This is a genomic window from Flavobacterium sp. GL_143 (genome assembly GCF_057834355.1).
The window spans coordinates 3,579,320-3,603,296 of sequence record NZ_CM174401.1 but is presented as its reverse complement, the minus strand read 5'-3'; the positions used below and the strand labels follow the sequence as shown (position 1 = coordinate 3,603,296).

Sequence of the window (23,977 nt, the reverse complement as noted above, 5' to 3'; positions counted from 1 at the left end):
AAAAAACAAAAAATGATACCAGGAGAAATATTTATAAAAGAAGGCGATATCATCTTAAATGAAGGTCGTGAAACAACTAGTATAAAAGTGATTAATACGGGAGACAGACCAATACAAATAGGTTCGCATTTTCACTTTTTTGAAGTAAACAGAGCCATGGAATTTGATAGAGAAAAAGCATTTTGTATGCGTTTAAACATTCCATCTGGCACTGCGGTTCGTTTTGAACCAGGCGAAGAAAAAGAAGTTAGCCTTGTGAAAATAGGTGGAAATCGCAGAATTATGGGACTAAATAATCTTGTAAACGGTGATGCCAATTCATCTCATAATAAAGACATGGCATTAAAATTAGCTGAGCAATTAAATTTTAAAAATACATCAAATGAGTCTTAAAATAAGTAGAGATAAATATGCTAATCTAGCAGGACCAACAACTGGAGACAAAATTAGATTAGGAGATACCGATTTAATAATAGAAATCGAAAAAGATTATGCGGTATATGGTGACGAAGTAATTTTTGGTGGAGGAAAAACAGTACGTGATGGTATGGGACAATCCACAACTTCTATCCGTGAGCAAGGTTCGTTAGACCTTTGTATTACAGGAGTTATTATTATTGATCACTGGGGAATTGTAAAAGCCGATGTAGGTGTTCGCGATGGTAAAATCGTAGGTATTGGTAAAGCTGGAAATCCAGATATTATGGATGGTGTAGATTCTAATCTTATCATTAGTGCCTCTACCGAAGTTCATGGTGGTAGCGGTTATATCCTTACTGCTGGCGGAATCGATACACACATTCATTTTATTTGTCCGCAACAAATAGAAACTGCTTTGTATAGTGGTATTACAACAATGATTGGTGGTGGAACTGGACCAAATGACGGAACTAATGCTACAACTATAACTCCTGGAAAATGGAATCTTGAAAAAATGCTTCAGGCTGCAGAAGAATATCCTATGAATTTAGGTTTCTTCGGAAAAGGAAACTGTTCTACATCTAAACCGTTAGTAGAACAAATTGAAGCTGGTGCATTAGGATTAAAAATTCATGAAGACTGGGGAGCAACTCCTGCTGTTATTGATGCTTCTCTTACAGTAGCTGATGAATATGATGTGCAAGTTGCAATACATACAGATACCTTAAACGAAGCTGGTTTTCTAGAAGATACTATGACTGCGATTAATGGTCGTGTTATACATACTTTTCATACTGAAGGTGCTGGAGGCGGACACGCACCAGATATTATTAAAGCTGCAATGTATAAAAATGTTTTGCCAGCATCAACAAATCCTACAAGACCATTTACAGTAAATACTATAGATGAGCACATGGATATGTTAATGGTTTGTCATCACTTAAGTAAAAACATTCCTGAAGATGTTGCTTTTGCAGATTCTAGAATTCGTCCAGAAACTATTGCTGCCGAAGATATTTTACAAGATATGGGAGTATTTAGTATCATGAGTTCTGACTCGCAAGCTATGGGTCGTGTAGGTGAAGTTGTTACCAGAACTTGGCAAACGGCTAGCAAAATGCGTTCTCAAAGAGGATATTTAGAGCCAGATACTGAAAATGATAATTTCCGTGTAAAAAGATACATCTCTAAATACACTATTAATCCAGCAATTGCTCACGGTATTTCTGATTATGTTGGATCTATCGAAATAGGTAAAATAGCCGATTTTGTACTTTGGAAACCAGCATTATTTGGTGTAAAACCAGAAATAATTTATAAAGGTGGTTTTATCGCTGCTGCAAAAATGGGAGATCCAAATGCTTCTATCCCTACTCCACAACCTATTGTTTACAGAACTATGTTTGGTGCTCACGGAAAAGCTAAATACGGTACTTGTGCCACTTTTGTATCTCAAATTTCTATCGAAAAAGGAATTGTTGAAGAATATGGTTTACAAAAAATGGTTTTACCAGTAAGAAACTGCCGTAACATCTCTAAAGCAAACATGATTCATAATGATGGAACTCCTGATATTGAAGTAAATCCTGAGAATTACAAAGTATTGGTAGATGGTGTACATATTACGTGTGAACCTGCTACTAAATTGCCTTTGGCTCAATTGTATTTCATGTTTTAAGAGCTTAGCTAAAACTAAATTAAAAAAAGTTATCACATGCTTATTAAAGAAATATTAGGTAATACTGCCCAGCAACCTTTAGGTAAACTAAAGGTTGACTTACTGGAAATAGAATGGTATGAATCTACCAAGCGCATTCAGCGAAAAACTAGCAATGGCGGTACCGAATTGTCTATAAAGTTCTTAAAAGAAGGACAACGATTACGTGATGGCGATATCCTTTATCAAGATAATGATACAGCTATTGTTGTGTACATAAAACCTTGTGAAGCTCTTGTAATAAAGCCTACTACGATGTTGCAAATGGGAACTGTTTGTTATGAAATTGGCAATAAACATATGCCACTTTTTATACAAGACGATAAAGTATTAATGCCTTTTGAAATGCCAATGTTTAGATGGTTAGAAGCCGCAGGTTACCAGCCTACAAAGGAAGAACATCAATTACTGAATTTATTAAAATCAAACGTAGAGCCTCACGGTCATGCGGGAAGTACTTCTTTATTCAGCAAAATTATTAATATCGCCTCAAAAAATGACCAATAAATTTTTAGGCAGTTTACTGCATATAGCCGACCCCACATTGCCCATAGGAGGATTTTCCCATTCTAATGGATTGGAAACTTATGTGCAAAACAATATCGTAAAAGATACCCCATCGGCAGAAATTTTCATTGAAAATATGCTTAAATACAACATCAAATTCAATGATGCTTCTTTTATGCGAATGGCTTATGAAAAAACGCTTAACAATGATTTGCAAGCCCTGATTCTTTTGGATCAGGAATGTACTGCATTAAAATCTCCCAGAGAAATGCGAGACGCCAGCCAAAAATTAGGGCTGCGATTCATTAAAATTTTCAGACGGCATAAAGAATTTGATCTGGCTTTGCAATACGAGCAAAGCATTTATAAAGGTGATACAACGGGACATTATGCTATTGCTTTTGGGATGTATGCCTGCTTAATGGAAATCCCTCTGGAAGAATCTTTGTTTGCCTTTTTTTACAACAGTTGCATCGGAATGATTACCAATAGTGTAAAATTAGTACCTCTGAGTCAGCTAGACGGACAAGATATGATGTTTCGCTTTCAGCCCAAAATAGCGCAATTGGTAGCAGAAACCCTTTGTTTAGATAAAAACTTAATCGGAATGTGCAGCATTGCTTTTGATATAAGAGCCATGCAACATGAGAGATTATATTCAAGACTATATATGTCTTAAAACAATAATATTTAGAATAAAAATGGAAGATAGAAAATATGTAAAAATAGGTGTCGCTGGTCCTGTAGGATCTGGAAAGACAGCACTTTTGGAAAGACTTTCCAGAAAAATAATGGACGATTATAATATCGGGGTAATTACCAATGATATCTATACTAAAGAAGATGCCGAATTTATGGCTAAAAACAGTCTTTTGCCAAAAGAAAAAATCATCGGAGTAGAAACTGGTGGATGCCCACACACGGCCATTCGCGAAGACGCAAGTATGAACTTAGAGGCTGTAGATGAACTGGCAAAACGCTTTCCTAATATCGAAATTATTTTAATCGAAAGCGGTGGTGATAACCTTTCGGCAACCTTTAGCCCAGATTTAGCCGATGTAACCATTTTTGTTATTGATGTATCTGGAGGTGAAAAAATTCCAAGAAAAGGTGGTCCTGGAATTACACGTTCTGATCTATTACTAATTAATAAAATTGACCTTGCTCCTATGGTTGGTGCAAGCTTAGAAGTAATGGAAAATGATGCTCGCAGAATGCGTCAGGGAAAACCATTTGTTTTTAGTAATCTTAAAACAGATGAAGGTCTTGACAGTATTATAGGATGGATTAAAAAATATGCCCTTTTAGAAGATGTCGAAGAACCAAAGTTATACCGCTAATGGATTCTAAATTAAGCATCGTAACAGGCTGTAGAGATGGAAACTCTTATATGAAAGATGTGTATGTAACACCTCCTTTTCGCGTTGTTCCTGTGGGGCAATTAAAAAAGGATGGTGGCGCATACTTAATGATAACCAGTTCGTCACCAGGGATTTTAAATGGTGATAATTATTATATTGATGTTCTGGTAGAAGAAAATGCTCGTTTGCAGCTATTATCACAATCCTACCAGCGTTTATTTAATATGGATGGTCATGCAACACAAAATCTTGTTGCAAAAATGGAAGCAAGCACTTCTTTCTTTTATGTACCACATCCGATTGTACCACATGAAAATTCAACATTTATAAGTACAAACACAATTTATATCGAAGATGATTGTGATCTAATGATGGGTGAAATAATTACTTGCGGAAGAAAACACCATGGAGAAGTTTTTAAATATTCTCATTTTCAGAATAAAACTGAAGTCTTCCATAAGCAAAAATTAATTTTTAAAGACAATATTTTATTACGCCCCCAAATAATCCCATTAGATTCTATAGGCTGTTTAGAAACATTTACTCATCAAGGCACTTTAGTTTATCTGAATACTAAAAACATTAAAACTGATGATTTTATAGAAGAGATTTACGAAATGATGGCAACTGAAAAGGAGTTGGAATTCGGAATTTCATCTTTACAAAATGATGGTTTTGTTCTAAGATTATTAGGCCACGGAGGAGAACAAATGTTTAATTGCTTCCAGAAAATACAGGAAAAAGTATGGGCTTTTAAAACCGAAAATATTTTATCATGACAGAGACATTATGGGCATTATCGCTCACCGCCATATCCATTAGTTCCATACATACCATGTCGGGACCAGATCATTATTTACCTTTTATTGTATTATCACGTTCAAGAAAATGGTCTGCTTTTAAAACCTATATGCTCACAATAGTTTGTGGTTTTGGTCATGTTTTAAGTTCTGTAGTTCTTGGTCTGATTGCTGTGTTTTTAGGCTGGCAAATGAATAAAATAAGCTGGTTTCAGGATATACGCGGAAACATTTCTGGCTGGGCTTTATTGATTTTTGGACTCATTTATTTAATCTATGGAGTTTGGCAAGCTTATAAAAACAAACCTCATAAACATTTTGATGTTCTAGGTGAAGATGTTTATGTTTTTGAACACAAACATGGCGAAATTGTAATGCCTGATAAAAGAGTAAAAGTAACACCTTTGGTTCTATTTGCAATTTTTGTTATGGGTCCAAGCGAACCCTTGATTCCTCTACTCTTTTTCTCAGGAACACATCGTTCTGTAACCGAAATCGTGGTACTTATTAGTGTCTTTACAATTTCTACCGTTCTAACCATGTTACTTATGGTAATCTTAGGTCGTTATGGATACAGCCTTATCAAGACTGAAAAACTAGAGCGCTACTCTAACGCAATAGGTGGTTTTGTAATTACAACTTGCGCATTCGGGATGGTATTCTTAGGATGGTAAACTGTTATAATTTCTTTATAAATAATTACAATTATAGCAAACAAAAAATCTACAAATTAGATAAAAAAAGAAAAAGATGAACAAAATAATAGAACAAAAATTTCCCCTTGCAAGTGAAGTTTTAAAAGGTGTTGGACAAATAATGCTGCAAGAAAATATCTATACTGGATTGCTTTTTACCATTGGACTTTTTGCAGGATCTGCATCAATGGGTATTGCAGTACTTCTTGCATCTTTAACGGGTACACTTACCGCTAAGGCTTTAAAATATGACAAAGAAGAAATTAAAATGGGATTATACGGATTCAGTCCGTCATTAGTAGGTGTTGCATTGGTTTTTTTATTCAAAAATGAAGTCATTATTTGGCTACTAGTTATTCTGGGATCTATTGCTGCTGCAATGCTTCAGCATTTCTTCATTAAAAGAAAAATTCCTGTTTTTACTTTCCCATTCATTTTTGTTACCTGGATTATAGTATCATTACTTCACCACTTTTCAAATATTCCTCCATCACCAGAATACCTAACCGTTCCTGATTTAACAGATATTGACGCTTTTTCTTCTGAGGTTAATGGTTTTGGAGAAGTAATTTTTCAGGCAAGTATTTGGGCAGGGCTTCTTTTCTTTATCGGAGTTTATATTAATTCGCCTATTGCTGCTTTATATGGTTTAATGGCTTCTGCAATAAGTTCGGCACTTTCTTTTCATGGACACGAGCCTATTAATGAAATTCATATGGGATTATTTAGTTTTAATGCAGTACTGTGTGCCATTGTTTTTGCTGGAAATAAAAAAATAGACGGTGCTCTGGTTTTAATTTCAGTAGTAATCTGTGTCATAATCAATATCGGATTAGTAAATGCTAAAATTGAAATTCTTCAAAATGCTGGTGGTGCATTTACGCTACCATTTGTTTTGGCAACTTGCTTGGTTTTACCTCTTAAAAATTATATTTCAAGGAATGATTTTTTCGCCAAACTAGAGGATTAATTCTTGAGTTATATCATTAAACTAAAAAGTTAACCATATAAGAATATAACTTTCATGTAAACGAAACTTAAGTTTTCTTAAATGACTTATATGGTTAAAAAAATCATCGAAAAACGCTTAAAAATATTGTAGTGTTTTTCCTGTAAAACATTCAAGAAAAGATTACAAATCATTTAACTTTTATTACAAAATTTTAAGTTAGTTTTTTTGTAATTTCGCGCCCTCATATTTTGAATCTTTCCATGAAAAACAAACTAATAAATATCCCTCCATTACCAGCAATTATCTTAGCAATTTTAAGTGTACAATGTGGAGCGGCCATTGCAAAAAGTCTATTCCCTGTTCTTGGTGCAGCTGGAACTGCATCGTTACGTATAGGAATTTCTGCAATAATATTATTATTAGTTTATAGACCAAACTTACGTATGATTACTCCTCCTCAGTGGAAACTTGTAATTCCTTATGGTTTGTCTTTGGGAGCAATGAACTTAATTTTCTATCTGGCTATAGAACGAATTCCGGTTGGTCTTGGTGTTACATTAGAGTTTGTAGGACCTTTATTAGTAGCCGTTTTTGGTTCTAAGCGTTTAGTCGATTACTTATGGGTATTACTTGCTGCAATAGGAATTGCTCTTATTGCGCCGTGGTCTAGCAATGGTATCGATCTTGTTGGTGTTTTATTTGCATTATTAGCAGGTGTTTTCTGGGCAACATATATCATATTAGGAGGAAAAGTTTCCAGAGTTATGAAAGATGGTGATGCAGTATCTACAGGAATGTTATTTGCCTCTATACTTATTGTCCCTTTTGGAATTATGGAAAACGGATTAAGCAACCTTACACCTAGTTTATTAGGAATGGGTATTGCACTTGCACTTTTATCTAGCGCAATTCCGTTTACATTAGAAATGAAAGCACTAGGACAACTACCTCCGCGTACCTTTAGTATTTTAATGAGTTTAGAACCAGCTGCAGCCTCGATTTGTGCCTTTTTCTTTTTGCAAGAACACCTTACTATTAGCCAAATACTAGCTGTTGCCTTGGTAGTTATAGCTTCTGCTGGCGCAACAATGACTGCGAAGAAATAGAAATTTTAGTCCCGAGGCTTCGGGGTAGATTTTAGATTTTAGATTTTAGATTTTAGATTTTAGATTTTAGATTTTAGATTTTAGATTTTAGATTTTAGATTTTAGATTTTAGATTTTAGATTTTAGATTTTAGATTTTAGATTTTAGATTTTAGATTTTAGATTTTAGATTTTAGATTTTAGATTTTAGATTTTAGATTTTAGATTTTAGATTTTAGATTTTAGATTTTAGATTTTAGATTACTTTGCGTCCTTCGCAAGCTCAGGGATACAATATTGCGATTGCAATATTTCATACGCAAACTTTGTGACCTCTGTCCCTTTGCCTCTTAGAACCTCAGTACCTTCCTAAAACCTTAGCACCTTACAAATAAACAAAGGTCCAAAAGTTACTCAGTTTATACATAAACCAAACAACCTTTGAACCTTTGCTTCTTAATTCCTCTGTACCTTTCTTAGTACCTCAGCACCTTTCTTAAAATCTCAGAACCTTTCTTAAAATCTCAGAACCTTAAAATATTCCGATATAATATTGATCTGCACCTGCTGTTATTCTTGCACCCAAAGTACCATTAGCATCTGTAGAATTTACATCAAACATATAGATGTTACCCGGAGTTCCTACTGGAGTTAATGCAATATAAAATTTACCATTTTTAACAACTGAAAATTGGTATTGAGTTAACCATAATCCAGCAGGTACATTTAAGTCTACAATCTTATTGTTTTTAAGGTCAATTCTAGCCAATCCCCAAGGAGCAGAATAGCTTGGATCACCATTTTTATCAACACCAATCTGAATTTTTGTGTCACCTTTCTTTTCGTAAGGCATATATCCAATTCCGTTACCAGCATAGAACCAACCATTACTAGAAGCATCTCTACCTAACAATCCGCTTACGCTATATTTATAGGTTTCATCATATTTACCATTTATAATTTTCACGATATTTAAATCCTTACCGTTACTTACCATTTGCATGATTTCACCAGCTTCATTAAAGTGTTGTGTTGGTGTACGGTAACCATTTGTAGCTCCTTTAACTTGCGAAGTACTAATTACAGTAGCATTAGCTAAACTTGGATAGTCTAATACAAGAGTAAATGTTTTATCAGTTGCATCATTAGCACCAGTTGATGCATTAAATTTACTTACAGATGTACCGTAATACAATTTATTACCAGAAATAACCGGGCAATCAATACGATCAATGTAATACCCCTCACTTGCCAAAGTTCCAGGAAGAACTACATCAATATCTTTCTTAAAGTTACTACCAAAATTCATGGCTTCTAAATCAAGAAGACCGATACTTGCAGTTATCTTATGTTTTAAAAACTCTGTATTATTAGCTCCTCCAAATACTTTAACAGAAGCAATACTATGAACAGATCCAACTTTATCAGTCATTTTTGTAAAACGTACTGCCTTAACCCCTAATGGAATAGAAGCATCAAAAGTTACTATTTTATTATAATTATCTCCACCATGGTACGTTAACTTATCAATAGTACCAATTGTATAATTAAGACTGTAAACAAGCGAACCATCCGATGATGTAAATACTCTTGCTGTACGAGATGAAGTCATTGAATATCCTTTTTTAGAATATGAAATTTCACCTTGAGAAAGATCTGTAACCCCCTGAAGATAAGTACCAGAAATACTACCAGAACCACTAGCAAAAGCCAATTGAAAATCAGTTTTTACCTCTGGCGATGTAGGAGTGTCTCCATTATTATCATTACTACTACATGAGCCTAGTAGTGCTATTGCACAAGCACCTGATAGTAATGTACTTTTTAAATTTCTAAATTTAATTTTCATTGCGATTATTTATTTTGAAGTTAATGAATACGTTAATTTGGCAAAAAATGCCCTGCCTGGTTTTTGCAAACCAAAATTGTCAAATATCTGTTGATCAAATATGTTTTTCGCATCTACACTAATCGTAAATCTATTAGAAGGAAAAGTATAAGCGATTCCTAAACTATTAGAAAATTGTGTTGGAATATAGTCTAAGTTCTTTCCTCCCACATTTGCCCAATTCCTAAGAAATTCATCTACATAGCTGATGTTATAATAAATAGAAGCCTTTGAATTTTTCGCAAATAAATCATCCTGATAATAAACTGCGTTAATATTAAATTTAAACGAAGGCTCGTTTCTTATTTGCATACGATAAAATAAATATGGAGCACCATTGGCATCAAATTGAGTATTAAATAAAGACTCAAACTTAGATACATTAAAAGAGAGATTAAACTTCTTAGCATAATCATAAATAATCTCAGCATCTATACCACGAGACATTACATTCTCTAAGTTTTCAAATTGCGAGTAAGTAAAACTTCCTGCCCTTATAGATTCCCTAATCATTCCTTTAGTGTCTCTATAAAAAAGAGAGGTATTTAATCTAATAGAATGATCGCCAAACTTTAATCCAGACCAATTTACCCCAACGTTTACATTGTAACTCGTTTCAGGTTTAAGCTCTCCTGCCGGCGCAAGTAAATTATCATTAACATTACCAAACAATTCATTAGGACTAGGTAATCGCATCGCTTTCTCTGCAGATCCTAACAAATACAAATTAGGATTTAATTCATAAGATAAAGTAATACCATATCCGCTAAAATCAGACTTTTTGGTAAATACTCTCATTTCGTAATTAGGAACTCCAGTAACAATATCTTTCCTGTAAGGTTCATTTGAAGTTGCCTTTTGAAAATAATGCTTGTAAAAAATATTAGTTCTTAATTTTTGAGAAAAAGCCAGATTCTCATACGTAAACGAAACGATATTTTTTTGTAAATCCCTGGTATTCTCTAGTAATTGCAGACCTAAAGGTTGCAATTCATCCGATATACCACGTATAAAATTATTATACATATAATTAGCATAAATCGTGTTATTACTATTTATTGTATATCCTAAGTTCGTACGAACAAACAAAGTCTTATCAGTATTAATACCTAGAGTTTTAGCACTTGCTACCTCTGCCCCACTACTATATTTTACATAAGTTCCGTCAGGATACATTATTGGTTTTCCTGTCCAATCATACATAACACCTACAGTATCTATAGCCTGTCTTTTTAAATAAGAATAACTTGCATCAACTTTAAACGATAACCCTTTTGTAAATAAATCACTCTTACTATAAGTTAATGTTGCAATGCTAGAATTACGTCTGGTATGGCGGTCACCATATACATTATCCATTGTAATACCATGCTGAACCTCTTTATAATCCTTAGATAAAATACCACCAATCATAAACCTATCTGCCCATTTAACATCTGTAAAACCAGCTTCTAGCTTAACACCAGATGATTTATAAGCATCATGAAAACGTTTTGCACGTTGATCAGTCTTCGTTTGTCCTGTGTAATCCTTAAAAGCGATACTTTTTCCCCAAACTTCATAATTATTATCGCTATAATTGTAAAATGCAGAAGCATCAACTGTTAACCCATTTTCTTTTCGGTAATTACCCGCTATATTCCATTGATGAGTATTAAAAGAACCCAATGAATAAGATGTTACAAGCGTGTTTCTGGTTTTCTTTTTAAGAATAATATTAATCGCTCCACCCAATGCATCTTCAGAAAGATTGGCAGGAACTACCCCTTTATAAACCTCGATACGGTCAATTAATGCTGGAGGAATGCTATTTAAAGAATATGAAGAACCAAAGTTAGAAGCAGGAACACCATCAATAAAAACCTTTACAGCATTACCCGATAAACCATTAATATTATAATCAATCTTAGAACCCAATCCACCATCTTGCCTAATACGAACCCCTGCCGAACGATCCAGCAACTCATTAGTTTGTATAGACTGCAAAGCCATCTTTTGAGTATCAATAACATTTACAGCAAAACCCTTAGTTTCAACCTCTTTTTTCTCAGTCTTTACATTAATAACAACCTCTTTTAAACCTAAACTTTCTGAAGGTTCAACAACAAGAATAATCCTTTCGTTGCTGCCTTTAAATTCTACATTAATGCTCTTTCTCGTAATCTCGATAGAACTTACCTCAATCTCATACTGCCCAAAAGCAAGACCTCTAAATTCAAATTTACCTTCATCATCTGTAATTACCTGATTCTTTGTGTTTTTAACAGCAACAGCTGCATAACTAATTGGTGTACCATTTTCTAGTTTTAAAACTCCCGAAAGAGTTCCGTTTTGAGCAAATACCCCAGAAGGCAGAAAAAACATACCAACAAATAACAAACTATATTTTAGAGATTGTAATAAAGAGTTTTTCTCTTTTAAAGGCTGAGTATTTGTATTGGTTACAAAAAAAAGTTTTTCTTTTAACCCAAATACCTCATCGCATACATTTGTAATACAAGCAGTTATTATATTCTTGATTGCTATAAAACAATCGATGTAGTTTTTGAAACGCATTAAAAAGTAAAATTGGCATTGTTAATTTGCCTGCAAAATTACCTCTAGTCTCTCGGGTCAAGGGTGTCAATAAGGGATTATAACATACACAAAAAGGATTGTTTTTATTTAGACTCAATACAGATATTAAATATAAACGTATCTTTGTAACCAACATAGTAAGAATTAGAATGCAACTTAAAACCACGATAAAAGACATAGATTACAAGCTCTGTGACCAGACTTTTTTTGAAGAAAAAGATCACGCTTACGAAATTATTGAAGATATTATTACATTCAGTGATTCCAAATATGGCACCATAAAAGATAGCCAAACTTTAGCAGGATCGTTTTTTATAAACTTTATCGAGGTGGATTTATTACAGCCTATAAAAATTGAATATTTTACAGACGAACCAGTCATGCAAATGTTCTTTTTTATGAAAGGATGTACCAACATGATGCACCACCAAATACATTACTTACCCGCAGGTACAAAACTGGCTAAACTTCCCGCTACACCTACAGCAATAGAATACCTCTCGATATTAATACCGCAAGATACCTACAACACACTAGTAGATTCTTTAGATTTAGATTTTGAATTCATCTCAACTTATTCTAATGAGAATCCAGCAAAACAAATAAAATATAGCGAGATCATGACGCCAGAGATTTTGGCTGTAGTAAGAGACATAAGCTCTTGCGAAAGAACTGGTCATTTTCGTAGAATGTACATGGAAACAAAAGTTTCTGAATTATTATTGTTACAAGTAGAGCAATTAACCCAAGCGCAAAAGGTCTTACATACAATCCCAAAAATTGATGTCGAAAGAATGCACCATGCCAGAGAAATAGTTACTCAAAACATTATGGCGCCTTGCTCATTAATAGATCTTGCCCGAAAAGTAGGAACTAATGAATTTAAGCTGAAAAAATACTTTAAAGAAATATTTGGCACAACCGTTTTTGGTTATCTAAACGAACTAAAAATGACTGAAGCCAAACAAAAATTACTAAAAAGCGAACTAAACATATACCAAATAGCAGAATCGTTAGGTTATAAATCTCCTAATCATTTTAGTACAGCATTCCGTAAATATTTTGGGTATCCACCTAGTCAAATCAAGAATCAAAATAATTGCATAGGTTCAGGACTTATGAAAATAAAAGAAGTGGTAATAAGTATGTTCTGCCCTTTTGTAACAGAATTATCGGCACTAGACCTATTAATTATCTAGATTTATCATTACCCAGATTATTTTTATTAGGAGCTAATTCCAGCTATCCACTCTATCTTTTCTTTGTTAAAGAAACAAAGAAAAGGATGCCGTTACTATCTGGGCTAGAACTAAAATATTCAACACAACATTTTCAATTGAAATAAAAAAATGCGCAAAGTCAAAGACTATGCGCATTTTTAAAACCTACTTACGTAGCACGAGTGGATTTCTGTTTATTTAATAATCTTTTTAACTACTACTCCATTATCCGTGTAAATACGCAACAAGTAAACACCTTTACTTAAAAAAGAAACATCAAGAGGCATTTCCTCTGGTACAACTCTTTTTACTAAAGAACCATTTATAGCGTAAAATTCAACTGCTAATATCGTATTTCCATCAGCAGTAATCGTAAGGATATCTTCCGTAATTGGCACAGGATATAGTCTAACATCGCTTGCTACCAACTGTTTATTTAATTCCTCGATAACAACTTTATTCTCAGATAAATTCACATCCGAGGATTTCATTACATTCTCATCCTTTGCATCTACAGTACTATCTTCATCATTCTTTTTAGTTTCAGAACTTATAGTATCATTATCATAAACAGCAGTAATAACAACATTTGTTGCTTTAGCAGGAATTACTCCAGAATAAGTAACACCAAATTCTTGACTACTTACATTATCTATTTTAATATCCCAATATCTAAAAGTATGACTTGCTTTAGGTTTAGCCTCCAAAGAATAAGAAAGACTTTGTAAATATTTCCCTTTAAAATTATTCAACAATTTAATAGTATTTAACAACACATCCCCTTTAGAAAAATCATTATTTACATTCAATGCCATCTCATTACCGCTCAAACCAAAAGAAGATTTTACGTGTTTAGTAGCATAGGGTTGTCTTTTAATCCAATAATCTTTCATCGATTGGATATTTTTTTTCCAAGTTGCTAAAGTTGGAACCGAAGAATGAACATCATGTGTATAACCTATTTCATTTTCAATCTTTTTTGCAAGACTATCAGTAATAGGTGTTGTTCTGGTAGGATCAAATGTTTGATAAGCATGAACAATATACTGACCAGCAAATTTTTGCTTAAACGTTGCATTTTTACAAAGACTATAAAAAACATATCCCATCGAGCTTGTAGAACTCTTTTGTGTACGGTTTATGTTATTATCCGCAGATGAATAAACTATTAAAGCCAAATCGGCATCATGCAATATATAACGCCATTTTGTTTTATTAGTATAAGGTCTCCACGCTTTAATGTTATTATTAGGCTGATCACGATTGTTAATATAAGTTTGTACTAAAAAATAATTTAGTACTTCTGGCTCATCAATATACTTCTCTACATATTTAAGATAATTAGCTTCAGTTTTAAGGTCATTTGCTTTAAGATAACTTACCATTTCATTCCATTGGTTCATATTCCCTTGAGAAGCACGAATAGTGGAATAATCGTTATGTTTACCTAACAAATCGTATTCATTAGTCTCCAAACCATAATTAGATTCCAGATAATCCTTTTGAGTTCTTTCTCTAATATTCATCAAACCATTATAATTACCATTAATATATACAACAGCAGGTTCGTAAGCTCTACGGTCTATATCCATTTGGTCTTTAATCAAAACATGAACCAATGCATCCTGCAGCATCGTTTTTTTACCATCCTGCCCAGAAGTTCTTAATGTAACCGACTTTCTTTTTTGACCTTTCTTTTCATTAAAAAAGTCATATTTCATTCGGTTATTTCCCTGAAATCTTTTGTCTGCTATAATATTAAATTGTTTGTGCTCTTTTGCACGCTGACTAGCTGCAAATATCTCAACATTCATTTGATAGTTAAAATTAGACGTCCCATTTTGAGTTGGAAAAAACTCAACATTAGAAGGTCTTTTCATAACCGCATTCCTGTAGTTTTTCCATATACCCAAAGTTCCATCATTTCGATATTTTTCATTCATAGAAACCGAAAAAACAGGTAAATCAATATTTCGTTTATTTTGCAAATAAGATTGAGTAACAACAGTACTTGGTAAATAACCAGGTGCATAAACTTTTGCTCTAATAACAGCATTAGTAACAGAGATTGCGCCATTATAAAGCAACGCTTTACCCGTAAGCATTTTAGATGCATCAGTTACCTGAGTTGTTGCATCAAAAGGTTCGTCACCATTTAATGTATAATAAATTAAAGCTCCAGGAGTTTTACTGGTTAACGTGATTTGTTTCGTCCCACTAATAAATCCTCCCGCTTCACTAAACAAAGGTTGTTCAGCCTGTTTACTTGCAGGAAAACCTTTTGTATTAGTTGTTTTAGGAGTAGGATAACTCATCAAACTCCATTCACTGCCACCATCTGTAGTTCTGGCATATGATATATTACCATTATTTAAAGGAGGGTACGTTATTTTATCTACAAGATTTTTGCTGGCATCAAACATATAGATAGTTCCACCTTTTGGCTCCAACCTAAAACTTGCATTTGTGCTTGTATTAGTTTCATCAAAATAAACTAGCAAATATCCAGCTTTAGAAATACTAGCCTTAGAGCTTGTAATTTGCCATTTAGTAGGCAAATTGATATCATCAGAAAAATAATAATTTCGAAAGCTAACTGTAGTATTCGCAGGATTATATAATTCTATCCAATCCGAAAAGTTATATTGTGTAGGGTCGTAACTCATGGTATTACTCGCCATGACCTCATTAATTTTAATCTGTGCAGTTGTAGAAATTGATACCAAAACTATCAATAAAAAGAAACGCTTAAAAATTTGGTGTAAAGGTACATTCATAATGGTTTATATTTAAGTTAAAATTTTAACTCCAAAAATGCCTTTATTTTTTTTACTTACTTACTTATAAAAGTTTTATGATTAACAATTTAGGACAATTGTTTAATCATTAAAATATAGATTCTTTAAACTTTTTCTTCATTTACTCTCAATATTATTTAAATACTACATTATGAGCTATTTCTTTAAAACCAATTAGCTCATTATCAAAATCAGAATAAGCAACTCCTTCTAAAGCCAAAGCCTTATTTTCATTTCTTAATATAAGTAGATAAACTAAAACTTTTTTCCCCTTTAGAAAACCATAAACTTCAATTTCGTATGCATCATACCCATTCACGCGTTCCGTTTTAATATTCTTTTCTTCAAGAACTATAAAGCTATTTTGTATCAAACCATTAAATATACTTTCCGACAATTCTTTTTTAGTCAAACCCGAATCACCAGGGAGAGGTGTAATTAAGAACATAGGCTCATTTTCATAAGACTTCTTAACTACTCCACCAGTAGAATAGGTAAACATATTCCCTGATGCTTGCGCAAATTTAAATTTTGATTTATTATTATTTACTTTAAAAAAAGCTAAATTCAAGTAGTCTACCTTAAGCTCTTTGTTATATTTTATAGAAAAAATAGCTTTTTTTATTTGATCAGCTGTTGTTTTATCATTTGCAGGAAATATTGCCATAACCATATCACAAAATGTAGAATCTCCAAAAACTACAGTCATAGCTTCCTGATTATCCTGACCTTGCATATGAATATATTTAGCCTGATAGCCATCGAGTTTAAATTCTTTATACTCAAAAACTTTAACTCCTCTATCTTCAAATCCTTTTTTAGAAAAATCTCTGGAATTACTATCGAAGTTTCCTCCAACCAAATCTGATATCTGAATTATTGCATTAGTACCTTTTTCAAGTCCGATGATACTTTTGCATAGTTTAAAATCTTGAGGAGCTTCTATAGAAACTTTAGTTGCAGGAATGTTTATCCTTTTTTTCTCTTCTTCTTTACAGCTAATTAAAGTAAAAGTAAAAAGGATTAGTATGTAAATTTTGTTCATGGGTATTTATAAAATTCAAATAATTTTGTTCATAAACTAAGTAGCATTTGCCTCTCTGTACCTTTGAACCTCAGTACCTTTTTTAAACCCTTTTCTTCGAGAATAAATTCTCAACCACCCAAGCTGGACCAATCATTAAAAACTGAAGATCTTTTAAGAAAGAAGGCTTTTTACCCTCTATATTGTGTCCATAAAACTGCCCAATCCACGCAATAACGAAAACACCAATAGAAAATATCCATAACGGAAAAACTTGTCCGATATAATAATTTACAACCAGACAAATAGCCGAGAAAATTGCAATCTTAAAAGCCATTGCAACCGACAGTCGAATATAGAAAACGAGTACAAAAAGTAACACAACCACAGCCCAATTTTCGATTATTGGGGCATTCAACTTTAGAGTGCGAGCAATTAAACCACTCGGAATGCTCATTAATAAACCTACAATCGAAAAGAAAATTGCAGGAACACATACATAATGTATCGCTTTATTCTTTGGGTTTTGGTGACTTACTGCATATTCATCAAACCATTGTTCTAACGTTCTCATATTTCAGGATTTAGGTATACGTAAATCTAATAAAATTTATGAAAGATACAAAAAAGGTTTTTTAAAGAAGGTACTAAGGTTCTAAGAGGCAAAGGTTTTTTTGAGAAAGGTTTTGAGGTGCTAAGGCTTTTAGTTTGCGGATAAAATGATTATGATACTATCACCCTATAAAAGTTCTTAAACTTATACAAGATAACTACCGCATTTCTTTATTCTTTAAAAAAGTGTTTATACCTTAAACAATCCTTTTTTAAATAAATATTTTTATCAGAAAGAAAACTTGTAAAACAATACTTGTTGCATAAAAAGTCAAATTTCGCAACACCTATTAACTCTTTCTTGTTGTAAAAAATCAAAATATCTTGATAACAGTTTAAACATCTATAGTCAGGGAAATATTTTCCAGGATTTTTATCTGTCAGAAAATATTTTATATTGGCCTCAAAATCGTTACTTATTTCTCTTTTTAAAAATCCATACTGAGCTAATTTTGTATAATTGAATTTATTTTTTTCCTGCACAAAATCAGAATAATAAATATCAAACCTATCTGTATTATCTGGTGGACCAGCCAATTTATAAAAGCTACTGTGATAATACTCTACCTCATCAAATATTAATACATTATTTTTATCTTTTTGACAACTCAAAAAAAATACACCTGCTAACATTAATAGAATCTTTTTTGTCATGATTGATTTCATATTTATCATTCCTTTTTTTTCACAATTATTTACTCATTCTTAAATATTAGTACCAAATTGAATATAAACAAATACCCAAAATAAAAGCGGAATTAAGCTAAAAATAATCCAGATGAATTTATATTTCGTTTTCAAATTAATATCTCTTTTTAAAAATAAAATCAAAACAATAAAGGATAAAACTAAAGAAAGCAATTCAAAGGAAAAACATAAAATCCCTCCCGTTTGATAAATCCATCTGAACTCATCAATAAACCTAAATTGCTGTGTGAATTTGAGAATAGCAAATCCCGATAAAAACGATGTTATTATAAAAACAGAAATAGGTTTGAAATTATTCATCAGATATATTATTAATCTTTTTAAATTTAATACTTAAACGAAATATACATAAAAGTTAGAACCAATAAATTAAGAATAAATCTATTTGATATTATAAAGGCATCCTTTAATTTTAAATCAATGCTGAAAAATACAATTATACCTAAAGTTGTTTGAATGAGACAAAAAAGTTTCTGAAGCTCTAAGTTTCAAAAATTAATTTGTTTGCGGATAAAATAAACGATAGCAAACTAGTAAAATAATATTCACGAGTAGATTGACAAACAAATTCTCCAATCTTGTCTTTCTGAACAGAGTGAAGAATCTCCATAAGCAGTTCCTCAAACTATGTCGAGTTACTTATGTATCACAATCATTTTACTCGCAAACTAAGCAACCTTTGAACCTCAGTACCTTTGAACCTTTAAAAAAAAACCTCTGTACCTTTCCTAAAAACACTATTCCATAATTCATCAATCTTAATGAGGGCTTTATCAAGCGAGATAACTTCCCATTTTCCATTTGTTTCTATACCAAGACCAATGTTTTTTAATTTCAACAAAGCATCATTTACATCAAAATCTAAATCTGTATTTAACTTTGTCATAAACCAAGATTCAATTTGATAATCGAGTTCATCTGCAGTTAAAGAATACTTACTTCTTTCTAAAAATGCATAAGCCAAGATAGTTTCCTTAAGTACTTCCTCCTCTGATGAGTTTAATAAAGAGTAAAAAGCACCGCTATTATTTCCTAGATTCTTAAAGTAAAGACTATCAGAAAGCATCTTAGAATATTTTATCTTCTTATTCACAAAATTGCTATACTGTCTAAATAAATATGCAGATAAAATTCCTAATGCAATTAAACCCTGATTTAGCGAAGCTTTACTATTTAATAAATCAAGAGTTTCTCCCGATTTGTATGCAGCATACATACGAATCAATGCCGGAATTACGGTAGTGCTTAATAACGAAACACCACCAAAAATACCAGGAACCCACAACAATAGTTTGTCTGTAGTAGACATCTTGGGGATTGCATTTGGGAATATCGTTTCGAGGTCATTTTTAGGAACGCGCTTAAAGATTTTTAAAACTACAGAACCAGGCTCAATAGGCATTTTTCCTAATTTTACTTTTTTCTCTCTAAGATAATCGGCATCATTATAATTAAGATAAATCATGACACGATCATAATATTCTATCTCAATTTCTTTCTTCCAGAAAATAAATTTAGTTACCTTTTCTTTTGCCTTATGATTGCCTCTAACATATAATTCGTAATCTTTAAAAGCATTAAAATCTATTGCTAAATTTAGACCTATTAAATCTGAATCTTTAAAAGCCCTATCTAACGTTTCCTTGTCAATACGACTATAATTACCATGTTCCAAAACTGTAACAAGAGTTTCTTTAAAAACAGAAAAGTCACTCTTGCCTATAAAACTTTCACGTTCTTTCTGGCTTAAATCAGGATCGAAAAGTGCATAATTTTGTTTTAAATTTCGGTTAAGATTAAAAGCTTCATAATGATAATAATGCTCTATAATATCGAATAATTTTATAAAATCATCGACCTTTTTTTGGTCTTCACTAAAAGTTGCAATTTGTTGTTCGAGTAAGAACTCCTTGTTAAAGGGAATATAATGTTCTCGGTTCATATAAAATTTGGGGGCTTATTTTAAAAGTTCAAAGGTACAAAGGATTTTAGTTTCTGAGGTACAAAGGTCCTAAGAAACAGAGGGACAAAGACTGCCTAGTTTGCGGATAAAGTATAATGCTAGAGAACTTTCTCTACACAAACTAAATAGCCTTTGAGCCCTTCTAAATTTAAAAAAAACTCTAAGAGTAACTTGAGAAGCTACTTATACAGATTCTAAGACTATTTCTTTTAGAAACAAATATAATAACTAAAAAAAAACTTTTTTATTCATAAACGAAGCTTCCTTTGTCCCTTTGCAACTTAGCACCTTAGTACCTTTCCTAAAAAACCTTTGTTCCTTTGTTTCTCTGCTCCTTTGACCCTTTCTAAATTAAAAAAAACACCTAATGTAGCATGAGCCATTTCTATTAGCCTACCTTACACAAAAAAATGGCAATAGAACATAAAGTTCGGCTCGTAGAAGCATTGTTTGACCGCCTTGAAATTGAAATTACTGCTTTTCAATCTGAAACACATATATTTTGTAACGCTGGTTGTGGAAAATGTTGTTCTAAACCTAATATAGAAGCTTCACCTCTAGAATTTTTGCCCTGGGCATTTCATTTGTTTTTGAATGGTATGGCTGAAGAAACTTTAGCAGAATTAAATAATACATCCAACAAAAATTGCCATTTATACCGCCCTCTCTCTGTTCTGGAACATCATAAAGGAAAATGTAGCAATTATCGTTATAGAGGACTTATATGTCGTCTATTTGGTTATGCCGCAAATACCGATAAATACGGAAAACTGCGATTGGCAACCTGCAAAATCATAAAAGAAGAACAACAAGATAACTTTAATACAGCCGAAGAATTGATTAATAAAGGACAGTACGTGCCTATTTTTACTGATTATTATATGCAATTAGCACAAATAGACCTCAAAATGGGAATTACATTGCTCCCAATAAATGAAGCCTTAAAAATGGCCATCGAAGAAGTATTGCATTATTATGCCTACAGACCATTTCCTGGTGGATTAGAGAATATTGCTTAGTTTTTTTAGGTACAGAGGTTCTGAGGTACTAAGGTTCAAAGATTACTTAGTTTGTGATTATCAAAAGATATTTCAATATATCCGTCTGGTCAGGATTAAAATCTAGTATTTTTTATCTCTTTCTAACGTACAATTATCTTGCTTTTTGAAAAATTCTATATACTTCTAACCAATAGAAAATAAGCAATGAAAAGACCATCAAGCCTATATTTAACTGAATTGATAAAATACGATCTAAAAAAATCAAGTTATCTTTAATTGATTTTTCATTCGGATTAGCAATAAAACCTTTCTTCTTCTCTTTATTAACCCAAGCGTAATAATAAACATTTGATCCATTAAGAGAATCCCTAACAAATTCAACAGGAATATCATTCTCAAAAAGAGCGCTTCCGTCAGGATTGTTTAAATCAAAAGTAGTTTTATAATTATCAAATTTCTTAGAAAAACCATAAGTAAGATATGTCCGCGTTTTACGTCTTAGCTTTTTGGAATAAATAGAGTCTATCAAAACATATTCTTTAGTATATTTTTTAGAATCAGAATACATTTCTTTATTCTTAAAATAAAATGACAAATTCTTTCCTGTTAATGCTATTGCTATTATAAATGTAAAAGTCGAAAAAAGTAATAAAATAAGTTTGATTCTGTCCATAAATAATCAATCTAGAAGATAAAATTTTGAGGTTTATTAATTTCGAACTGCAAGGTAAAATTTTATCTTTCGCTTTAACTTTTTTAAAAATCTTTTTCGGGAACAAATGAAGAGAATTCTATTTTCTACAACAGCATTAACCCTCTAAACCATTCCTTTTGTAAACCAAACACTTACCCTAATTTTATTTATTATTTTTTCGTAAATTTGGAATAATCCCTTTATCGGAAGTTAATACTTCCTAAGAATCCTAGATTTTTAAAGTTGATTTCTTCAAAAATAAATAGCGTTCCTATTTTATTCTAATTAAAACATAAAACTATGCGAGTACCTGTCATCCGAAAAAATATACGATTTATCCCAGATTCCAAAAGAGTTGTTGCCCGATATTTTATGAATGGTGATGAACGGACAATCCAAATGGTTGCGCGCATAATGACACTCGATGAAAAACAAGTCGTAGAAACCTTAGAACATACACTTCGTGAATTTGCAAGACGTCACCGAAATATTTCAAGCATCTTTCTTAAACATTCCGGAAAAATAAGAGGTATAATCGAAGGGATGAAAATAGACTATGAAGCCATGTCTCTCGACCGAAAAATGCTTATAGGTTCTTACTGCACGATGGAATATGCTATTGAATCGGCTGCTATTTTCAATCCATCTATTGTCGAAGATTTAGATCAATCGGATCTTCAAATAGGCGAAAAACGAGTTATTATTTCATTCCGTGCCACAGGCGAAGGACATATTTCGTCAATTGTTTTTAGGAGAGGAATTCTCGATAAAGACAACAACCTCCAAGTAATGAAAATTGGGCATAATATCGATAAAGCCGAGATTGAGCACAAAAGCCTATACAACAAAGAACGATTCCTCTTAAAATTGTCCGAAATGCATACGCATGACAAATACATAGCGCAAATCATGCAGGATTTGCCTAATGAATTTGAATATGCTGTATTAAAAAGTATGGTAAATATCGCATTAAGCGATCCATCAATTCGTCAGGAAAGGAGAACAGCGCTCGAAGAAATAATTTGGCTAGCCGATTCTTTTTATGATTTGCAATTCAAACACGACTCCGATATTACCGAGCGGGTTATATTCCCAATATCTGACTCTGAAAGCAAAGGAATCGAAGATGCTCGTTTTGTTCGTTTTGTCGATGATGATGGCTCCAATCGGGTTATGGCAACATATACAGCTTATAATGGGCATACCATACTCCCAAAACTTATTTCTACCGAAGACTTTTATACCTTCAGGGTAATGCCACTGCATGGCGCAGGTGCGCAAAATAAAAACCTGGCGTTATTTCCCCGAAAAATAAAAGGCAAATATGCCATGCTTTCCCGTATCGATGGCGTAAACAATTACATCATGTATTCCGACAGAGCCACACAATGGGACAATCCTATCCTACTCCAAGAACCACGTTATACTTGGGAATTTACACAAATAGGAAACTGCGGATCTCCACTCTGGACTCAAGAAGGCTGGCTCGTTATAACCCACGGCGTAGGCGCTATGCGACGTTATTGCATAGGCGCATCACTATTTGACCTTGATGACCCTTCCAAAGAAATCGGAAGACTTAAAGAACCACTACTTTCGCCACTCGAAGACGAGCGAGAAGGTTATGTACCCAATGTTGTGTATTCCTGTGGTGCAATCATCCACAACAACAGCTTAATATTGCCCTATGCCGTATCCGATTATTCATCGACATACGCCATAGTCGATATGGTAGAATTAATAACTGCATTAAAAGACAGTAAATAATAATCTGAATTTGGAACAGCACGATTATCCTCAGTCTTGTCTCCCTGAGGAAAGAAGGGTCTCCACTAGTCGCTCGACAAACATTATGGAGTTTCTTGTGGAGATTGCTTCGCCAGTTCGCTATCGATCGTGTCTTCCTTCGTCAGAAAGACAAGATTGAGATAAAACAAGATTGTCAATACTTCAACT

Annotated in this window: 20 protein-coding genes; 12 read left to right on the top strand and 8 right to left on the bottom strand. The window is 32.8% G+C overall.

Annotated features, from left to right (window positions below; translation table 11 throughout):
* The first annotated feature begins 12 nt into the window (after positions 1-12).
* From ureB to AC3IPI_RS15390, 9 genes are all read left to right on the top strand, one after another.
* Entirely contained in the window at positions 13-393 is a 381-nt protein-coding gene (gene ureB / locus AC3IPI_RS15430) for an urease subunit beta (RefSeq protein ID WP_039114086.1), read from the top strand.
* The gene (ureC, locus tag AC3IPI_RS15425) at positions 383-2,098 is read left to right on the top strand and encodes an urease subunit alpha (RefSeq protein WP_039114084.1); all 1,716 of its coding nucleotides are present in this window, start codon (positions 383-385) and stop codon (positions 2,096-2,098) included. Before ureB ends, ureC begins: the two co-directional genes overlap by 11 nt.
* Positions 2,099-2,134: 36 nt before the next feature.
* Complete coding sequence (gene ureE / locus AC3IPI_RS15420) at positions 2,135-2,644, top strand: urease accessory protein UreE (RefSeq protein WP_039114083.1); 510 nt, start codon at positions 2,135-2,137, stop codon at positions 2,642-2,644.
* Positions 2,634-3,323 carry an urease accessory protein UreF gene (locus tag AC3IPI_RS15415; protein WP_489153839.1) on the top strand — a complete coding sequence of 230 codons (690 nt, stop codon included), beginning with the start codon at positions 2,634-2,636 and terminating at the stop codon, positions 3,321-3,323. The genes ureE and AC3IPI_RS15415 overlap by 11 nt, the downstream gene beginning before the upstream one ends.
* A 22-nt stretch (positions 3,324-3,345) precedes the next feature.
* A complete protein-coding gene (ureG, locus tag AC3IPI_RS15410) occupies positions 3,346-3,984 on the top strand; it encodes an urease accessory protein UreG (RefSeq protein ID WP_039114119.1) in 639 nt (212 codons plus the stop codon).
* Positions 3,984-4,784 carry an urease accessory protein UreD gene (locus AC3IPI_RS15405; RefSeq protein ID WP_489153837.1) on the top strand — a complete coding sequence of 267 codons (801 nt, stop codon included), beginning with the start codon at positions 3,984-3,986 and terminating at the stop codon, positions 4,782-4,784. Before ureG ends, AC3IPI_RS15405 begins: the two co-directional genes overlap by 1 nt.
* Entirely contained in the window at positions 4,781-5,479 is a 699-nt protein-coding gene (locus AC3IPI_RS15400) for an urease accessory protein UreH domain-containing protein (RefSeq protein WP_039120287.1), read from the top strand. Before AC3IPI_RS15405 ends, AC3IPI_RS15400 begins: the two co-directional genes overlap by 4 nt.
* 76 nt (positions 5,480-5,555) lie before the next feature.
* Positions 5,556-6,470, top strand: a complete 915-nt coding sequence (locus tag AC3IPI_RS15395; protein WP_489153834.1) for an urea transporter — start codon at positions 5,556-5,558, stop codon at positions 6,468-6,470.
* A 242-nt stretch (positions 6,471-6,712) separates the two neighbouring features.
* Positions 6,713-7,558 carry an EamA family transporter gene (locus AC3IPI_RS15390; RefSeq protein ID WP_489153832.1) on the top strand — a complete coding sequence of 282 codons (846 nt, stop codon included), beginning with the start codon at positions 6,713-6,715 and terminating at the stop codon, positions 7,556-7,558.
* 510 nt (positions 7,559-8,068) lie between these two features.
* Here the strand turns inward: AC3IPI_RS15390 and AC3IPI_RS15385 are convergent.
* Positions 8,069-9,385 (bottom strand): hypothetical protein, encoded by a 1,317-nt coding sequence (locus tag AC3IPI_RS15385; protein ID WP_489153830.1) that lies wholly within the window; start codon positions 9,383-9,385, stop codon positions 8,069-8,071.
* 9 nt (positions 9,386-9,394) lie between these two features.
* Positions 9,395-11,980: a TonB-dependent receptor gene (locus AC3IPI_RS15380; RefSeq protein WP_489153828.1), complete on the bottom strand. Its 2,586-nt coding sequence runs from the start codon at positions 11,978-11,980 to the stop codon at positions 9,395-9,397.
* A gap of 170 nt (positions 11,981-12,150) precedes the next feature.
* Between AC3IPI_RS15380 and AC3IPI_RS15375 the strand changes: the two genes are divergently transcribed.
* Positions 12,151-13,200 carry a helix-turn-helix domain-containing protein gene (locus AC3IPI_RS15375; protein ID WP_489153826.1) on the top strand — a complete coding sequence of 350 codons (1,050 nt, stop codon included), beginning with the start codon at positions 12,151-12,153 and terminating at the stop codon, positions 13,198-13,200.
* A 215-nt stretch (positions 13,201-13,415) separates the two neighbouring features.
* Here the strand turns inward: AC3IPI_RS15375 and AC3IPI_RS15370 are convergent, their stop codons facing one another.
* From AC3IPI_RS15370 to AC3IPI_RS15350, 5 genes are all read right to left on the bottom strand, one after another.
* Positions 13,416-15,998, bottom strand: a complete 2,583-nt coding sequence (locus AC3IPI_RS15370) for a CotH kinase family protein (RefSeq protein WP_489153824.1) — start codon at positions 15,996-15,998, stop codon at positions 13,416-13,418.
* Between the two features lie 154 nt (positions 15,999-16,152).
* Positions 16,153-17,064: a hypothetical protein gene (locus tag AC3IPI_RS15365; protein WP_489153822.1), complete on the bottom strand. Its 912-nt coding sequence runs from the start codon at positions 17,062-17,064 to the stop codon at positions 16,153-16,155.
* Between the two features lie 82 nt (positions 17,065-17,146).
* Complete coding sequence (locus AC3IPI_RS15360) at positions 17,147-17,617, bottom strand: Mpo1 family 2-hydroxy fatty acid dioxygenase (protein WP_489153820.1); 471 nt, start codon at positions 17,615-17,617, stop codon at positions 17,147-17,149.
* A 209-nt stretch (positions 17,618-17,826) separates the two neighbouring features.
* Entirely contained in the window at positions 17,827-18,309 is a 483-nt protein-coding gene (locus tag AC3IPI_RS15355) for a hypothetical protein (RefSeq protein WP_489153818.1), read from the bottom strand.
* Positions 18,310-19,066: 757 nt separating this feature from the next.
* The gene (locus AC3IPI_RS15350; protein WP_489153816.1) at positions 19,067-20,305 is read right to left on the bottom strand and encodes a TMEM143 family protein; all 1,239 of its coding nucleotides are present in this window, start codon (positions 20,303-20,305) and stop codon (positions 19,067-19,069) included.
* Positions 20,306-20,736: 431 nt separating this feature from the next.
* Between AC3IPI_RS15350 and AC3IPI_RS15345 the strand changes: the two genes are divergently transcribed.
* Positions 20,737-21,345, top strand: coding sequence for a YkgJ family cysteine cluster protein (locus tag AC3IPI_RS15345; RefSeq protein ID WP_086894208.1), 609 nt, complete (start codon positions 20,737-20,739; stop codon positions 21,343-21,345).
* Positions 21,346-21,478: 133 nt separating this feature from the next.
* On the opposite strand, the gene AC3IPI_RS15340 is transcribed toward AC3IPI_RS15345, so the two are convergent.
* A complete protein-coding gene (locus AC3IPI_RS15340) occupies positions 21,479-22,000 on the bottom strand; it encodes a hypothetical protein (RefSeq protein ID WP_489153813.1) in 522 nt (173 codons plus the stop codon).
* A 321-nt stretch (positions 22,001-22,321) separates the two neighbouring features.
* On the opposite strand from AC3IPI_RS15340, the gene AC3IPI_RS15335 reads away from it, so the two are divergent.
* Positions 22,322-23,788: a glycoside hydrolase family 130 protein gene (locus AC3IPI_RS15335; RefSeq protein WP_489153811.1), complete on the top strand. Its 1,467-nt coding sequence runs from the start codon at positions 22,322-22,324 to the stop codon at positions 23,786-23,788.
* The last annotated feature ends 189 nt before the right edge of the window (positions 23,789-23,977 follow it).

Bases quoted from the DNA above. Each gene is read 5' to 3' on its own strand.
- ureB (WP_039114086.1), top strand. From the start codon at position 13: ATGATACCAGGAGAAATATTTATAAAAGAAGGCGATATCATCTTAAAT.
- ureC (WP_039114084.1), top strand. From the start codon at position 383: ATGAGTCTTAAAATAAGTAGAGATAAATATGCTAATCTAGCAGGACCA.
- ureE (WP_039114083.1), top strand. From the start codon at position 2,135: ATGCTTATTAAAGAAATATTAGGTAATACTGCCCAGCAACCTTTAGGT.
- AC3IPI_RS15415 (WP_489153839.1), top strand. From the start codon at position 2,634: ATGACCAATAAATTTTTAGGCAGTTTACTGCATATAGCCGACCCCACA.
- ureG (WP_039114119.1), top strand. From the start codon at position 3,346: ATGGAAGATAGAAAATATGTAAAAATAGGTGTCGCTGGTCCTGTAGGA.
- AC3IPI_RS15405 (WP_489153837.1), top strand. From the start codon at position 3,984: ATGGATTCTAAATTAAGCATCGTAACAGGCTGTAGAGATGGAAACTCT.
- AC3IPI_RS15400 (WP_039120287.1), top strand. From the start codon at position 4,781: ATGACAGAGACATTATGGGCATTATCGCTCACCGCCATATCCATTAGT.
- AC3IPI_RS15395 (WP_489153834.1), top strand. From the start codon at position 5,556: ATGAACAAAATAATAGAACAAAAATTTCCCCTTGCAAGTGAAGTTTTA.
- AC3IPI_RS15390 (WP_489153832.1), top strand. From the start codon at position 6,713: ATGAAAAACAAACTAATAAATATCCCTCCATTACCAGCAATTATCTTA.
- AC3IPI_RS15385 (WP_489153830.1), bottom strand. From the start codon at position 9,385: ATGAAAATTAAATTTAGAAATTTAAAAAGTACATTACTATCAGGTGCT.
- AC3IPI_RS15380 (WP_489153828.1), bottom strand. From the start codon at position 11,980: ATGCGTTTCAAAAACTACATCGATTGTTTTATAGCAATCAAGAATATA.
- AC3IPI_RS15375 (WP_489153826.1), top strand. From the start codon at position 12,151: ATGCAACTTAAAACCACGATAAAAGACATAGATTACAAGCTCTGTGAC.
- AC3IPI_RS15370 (WP_489153824.1), bottom strand. From the start codon at position 15,998: ATGAATGTACCTTTACACCAAATTTTTAAGCGTTTCTTTTTATTGATA.
- AC3IPI_RS15365 (WP_489153822.1), bottom strand. From the start codon at position 17,064: ATGAACAAAATTTACATACTAATCCTTTTTACTTTTACTTTAATTAGC.
- AC3IPI_RS15360 (WP_489153820.1), bottom strand. From the start codon at position 17,617: ATGAGAACGTTAGAACAATGGTTTGATGAATATGCAGTAAGTCACCAA.
- AC3IPI_RS15355 (WP_489153818.1), bottom strand. From the start codon at position 18,309: ATGACAAAAAAGATTCTATTAATGTTAGCAGGTGTATTTTTTTTGAGT.
- AC3IPI_RS15350 (WP_489153816.1), bottom strand. From the start codon at position 20,305: ATGAACCGAGAACATTATATTCCCTTTAACAAGGAGTTCTTACTCGAA.
- AC3IPI_RS15345 (WP_086894208.1), top strand. From the start codon at position 20,737: ATGGCAATAGAACATAAAGTTCGGCTCGTAGAAGCATTGTTTGACCGC.
- AC3IPI_RS15340 (WP_489153813.1), bottom strand. From the start codon at position 22,000: ATGGACAGAATCAAACTTATTTTATTACTTTTTTCGACTTTTACATTT.
- AC3IPI_RS15335 (WP_489153811.1), top strand. From the start codon at position 22,322: ATGCGAGTACCTGTCATCCGAAAAAATATACGATTTATCCCAGATTCC.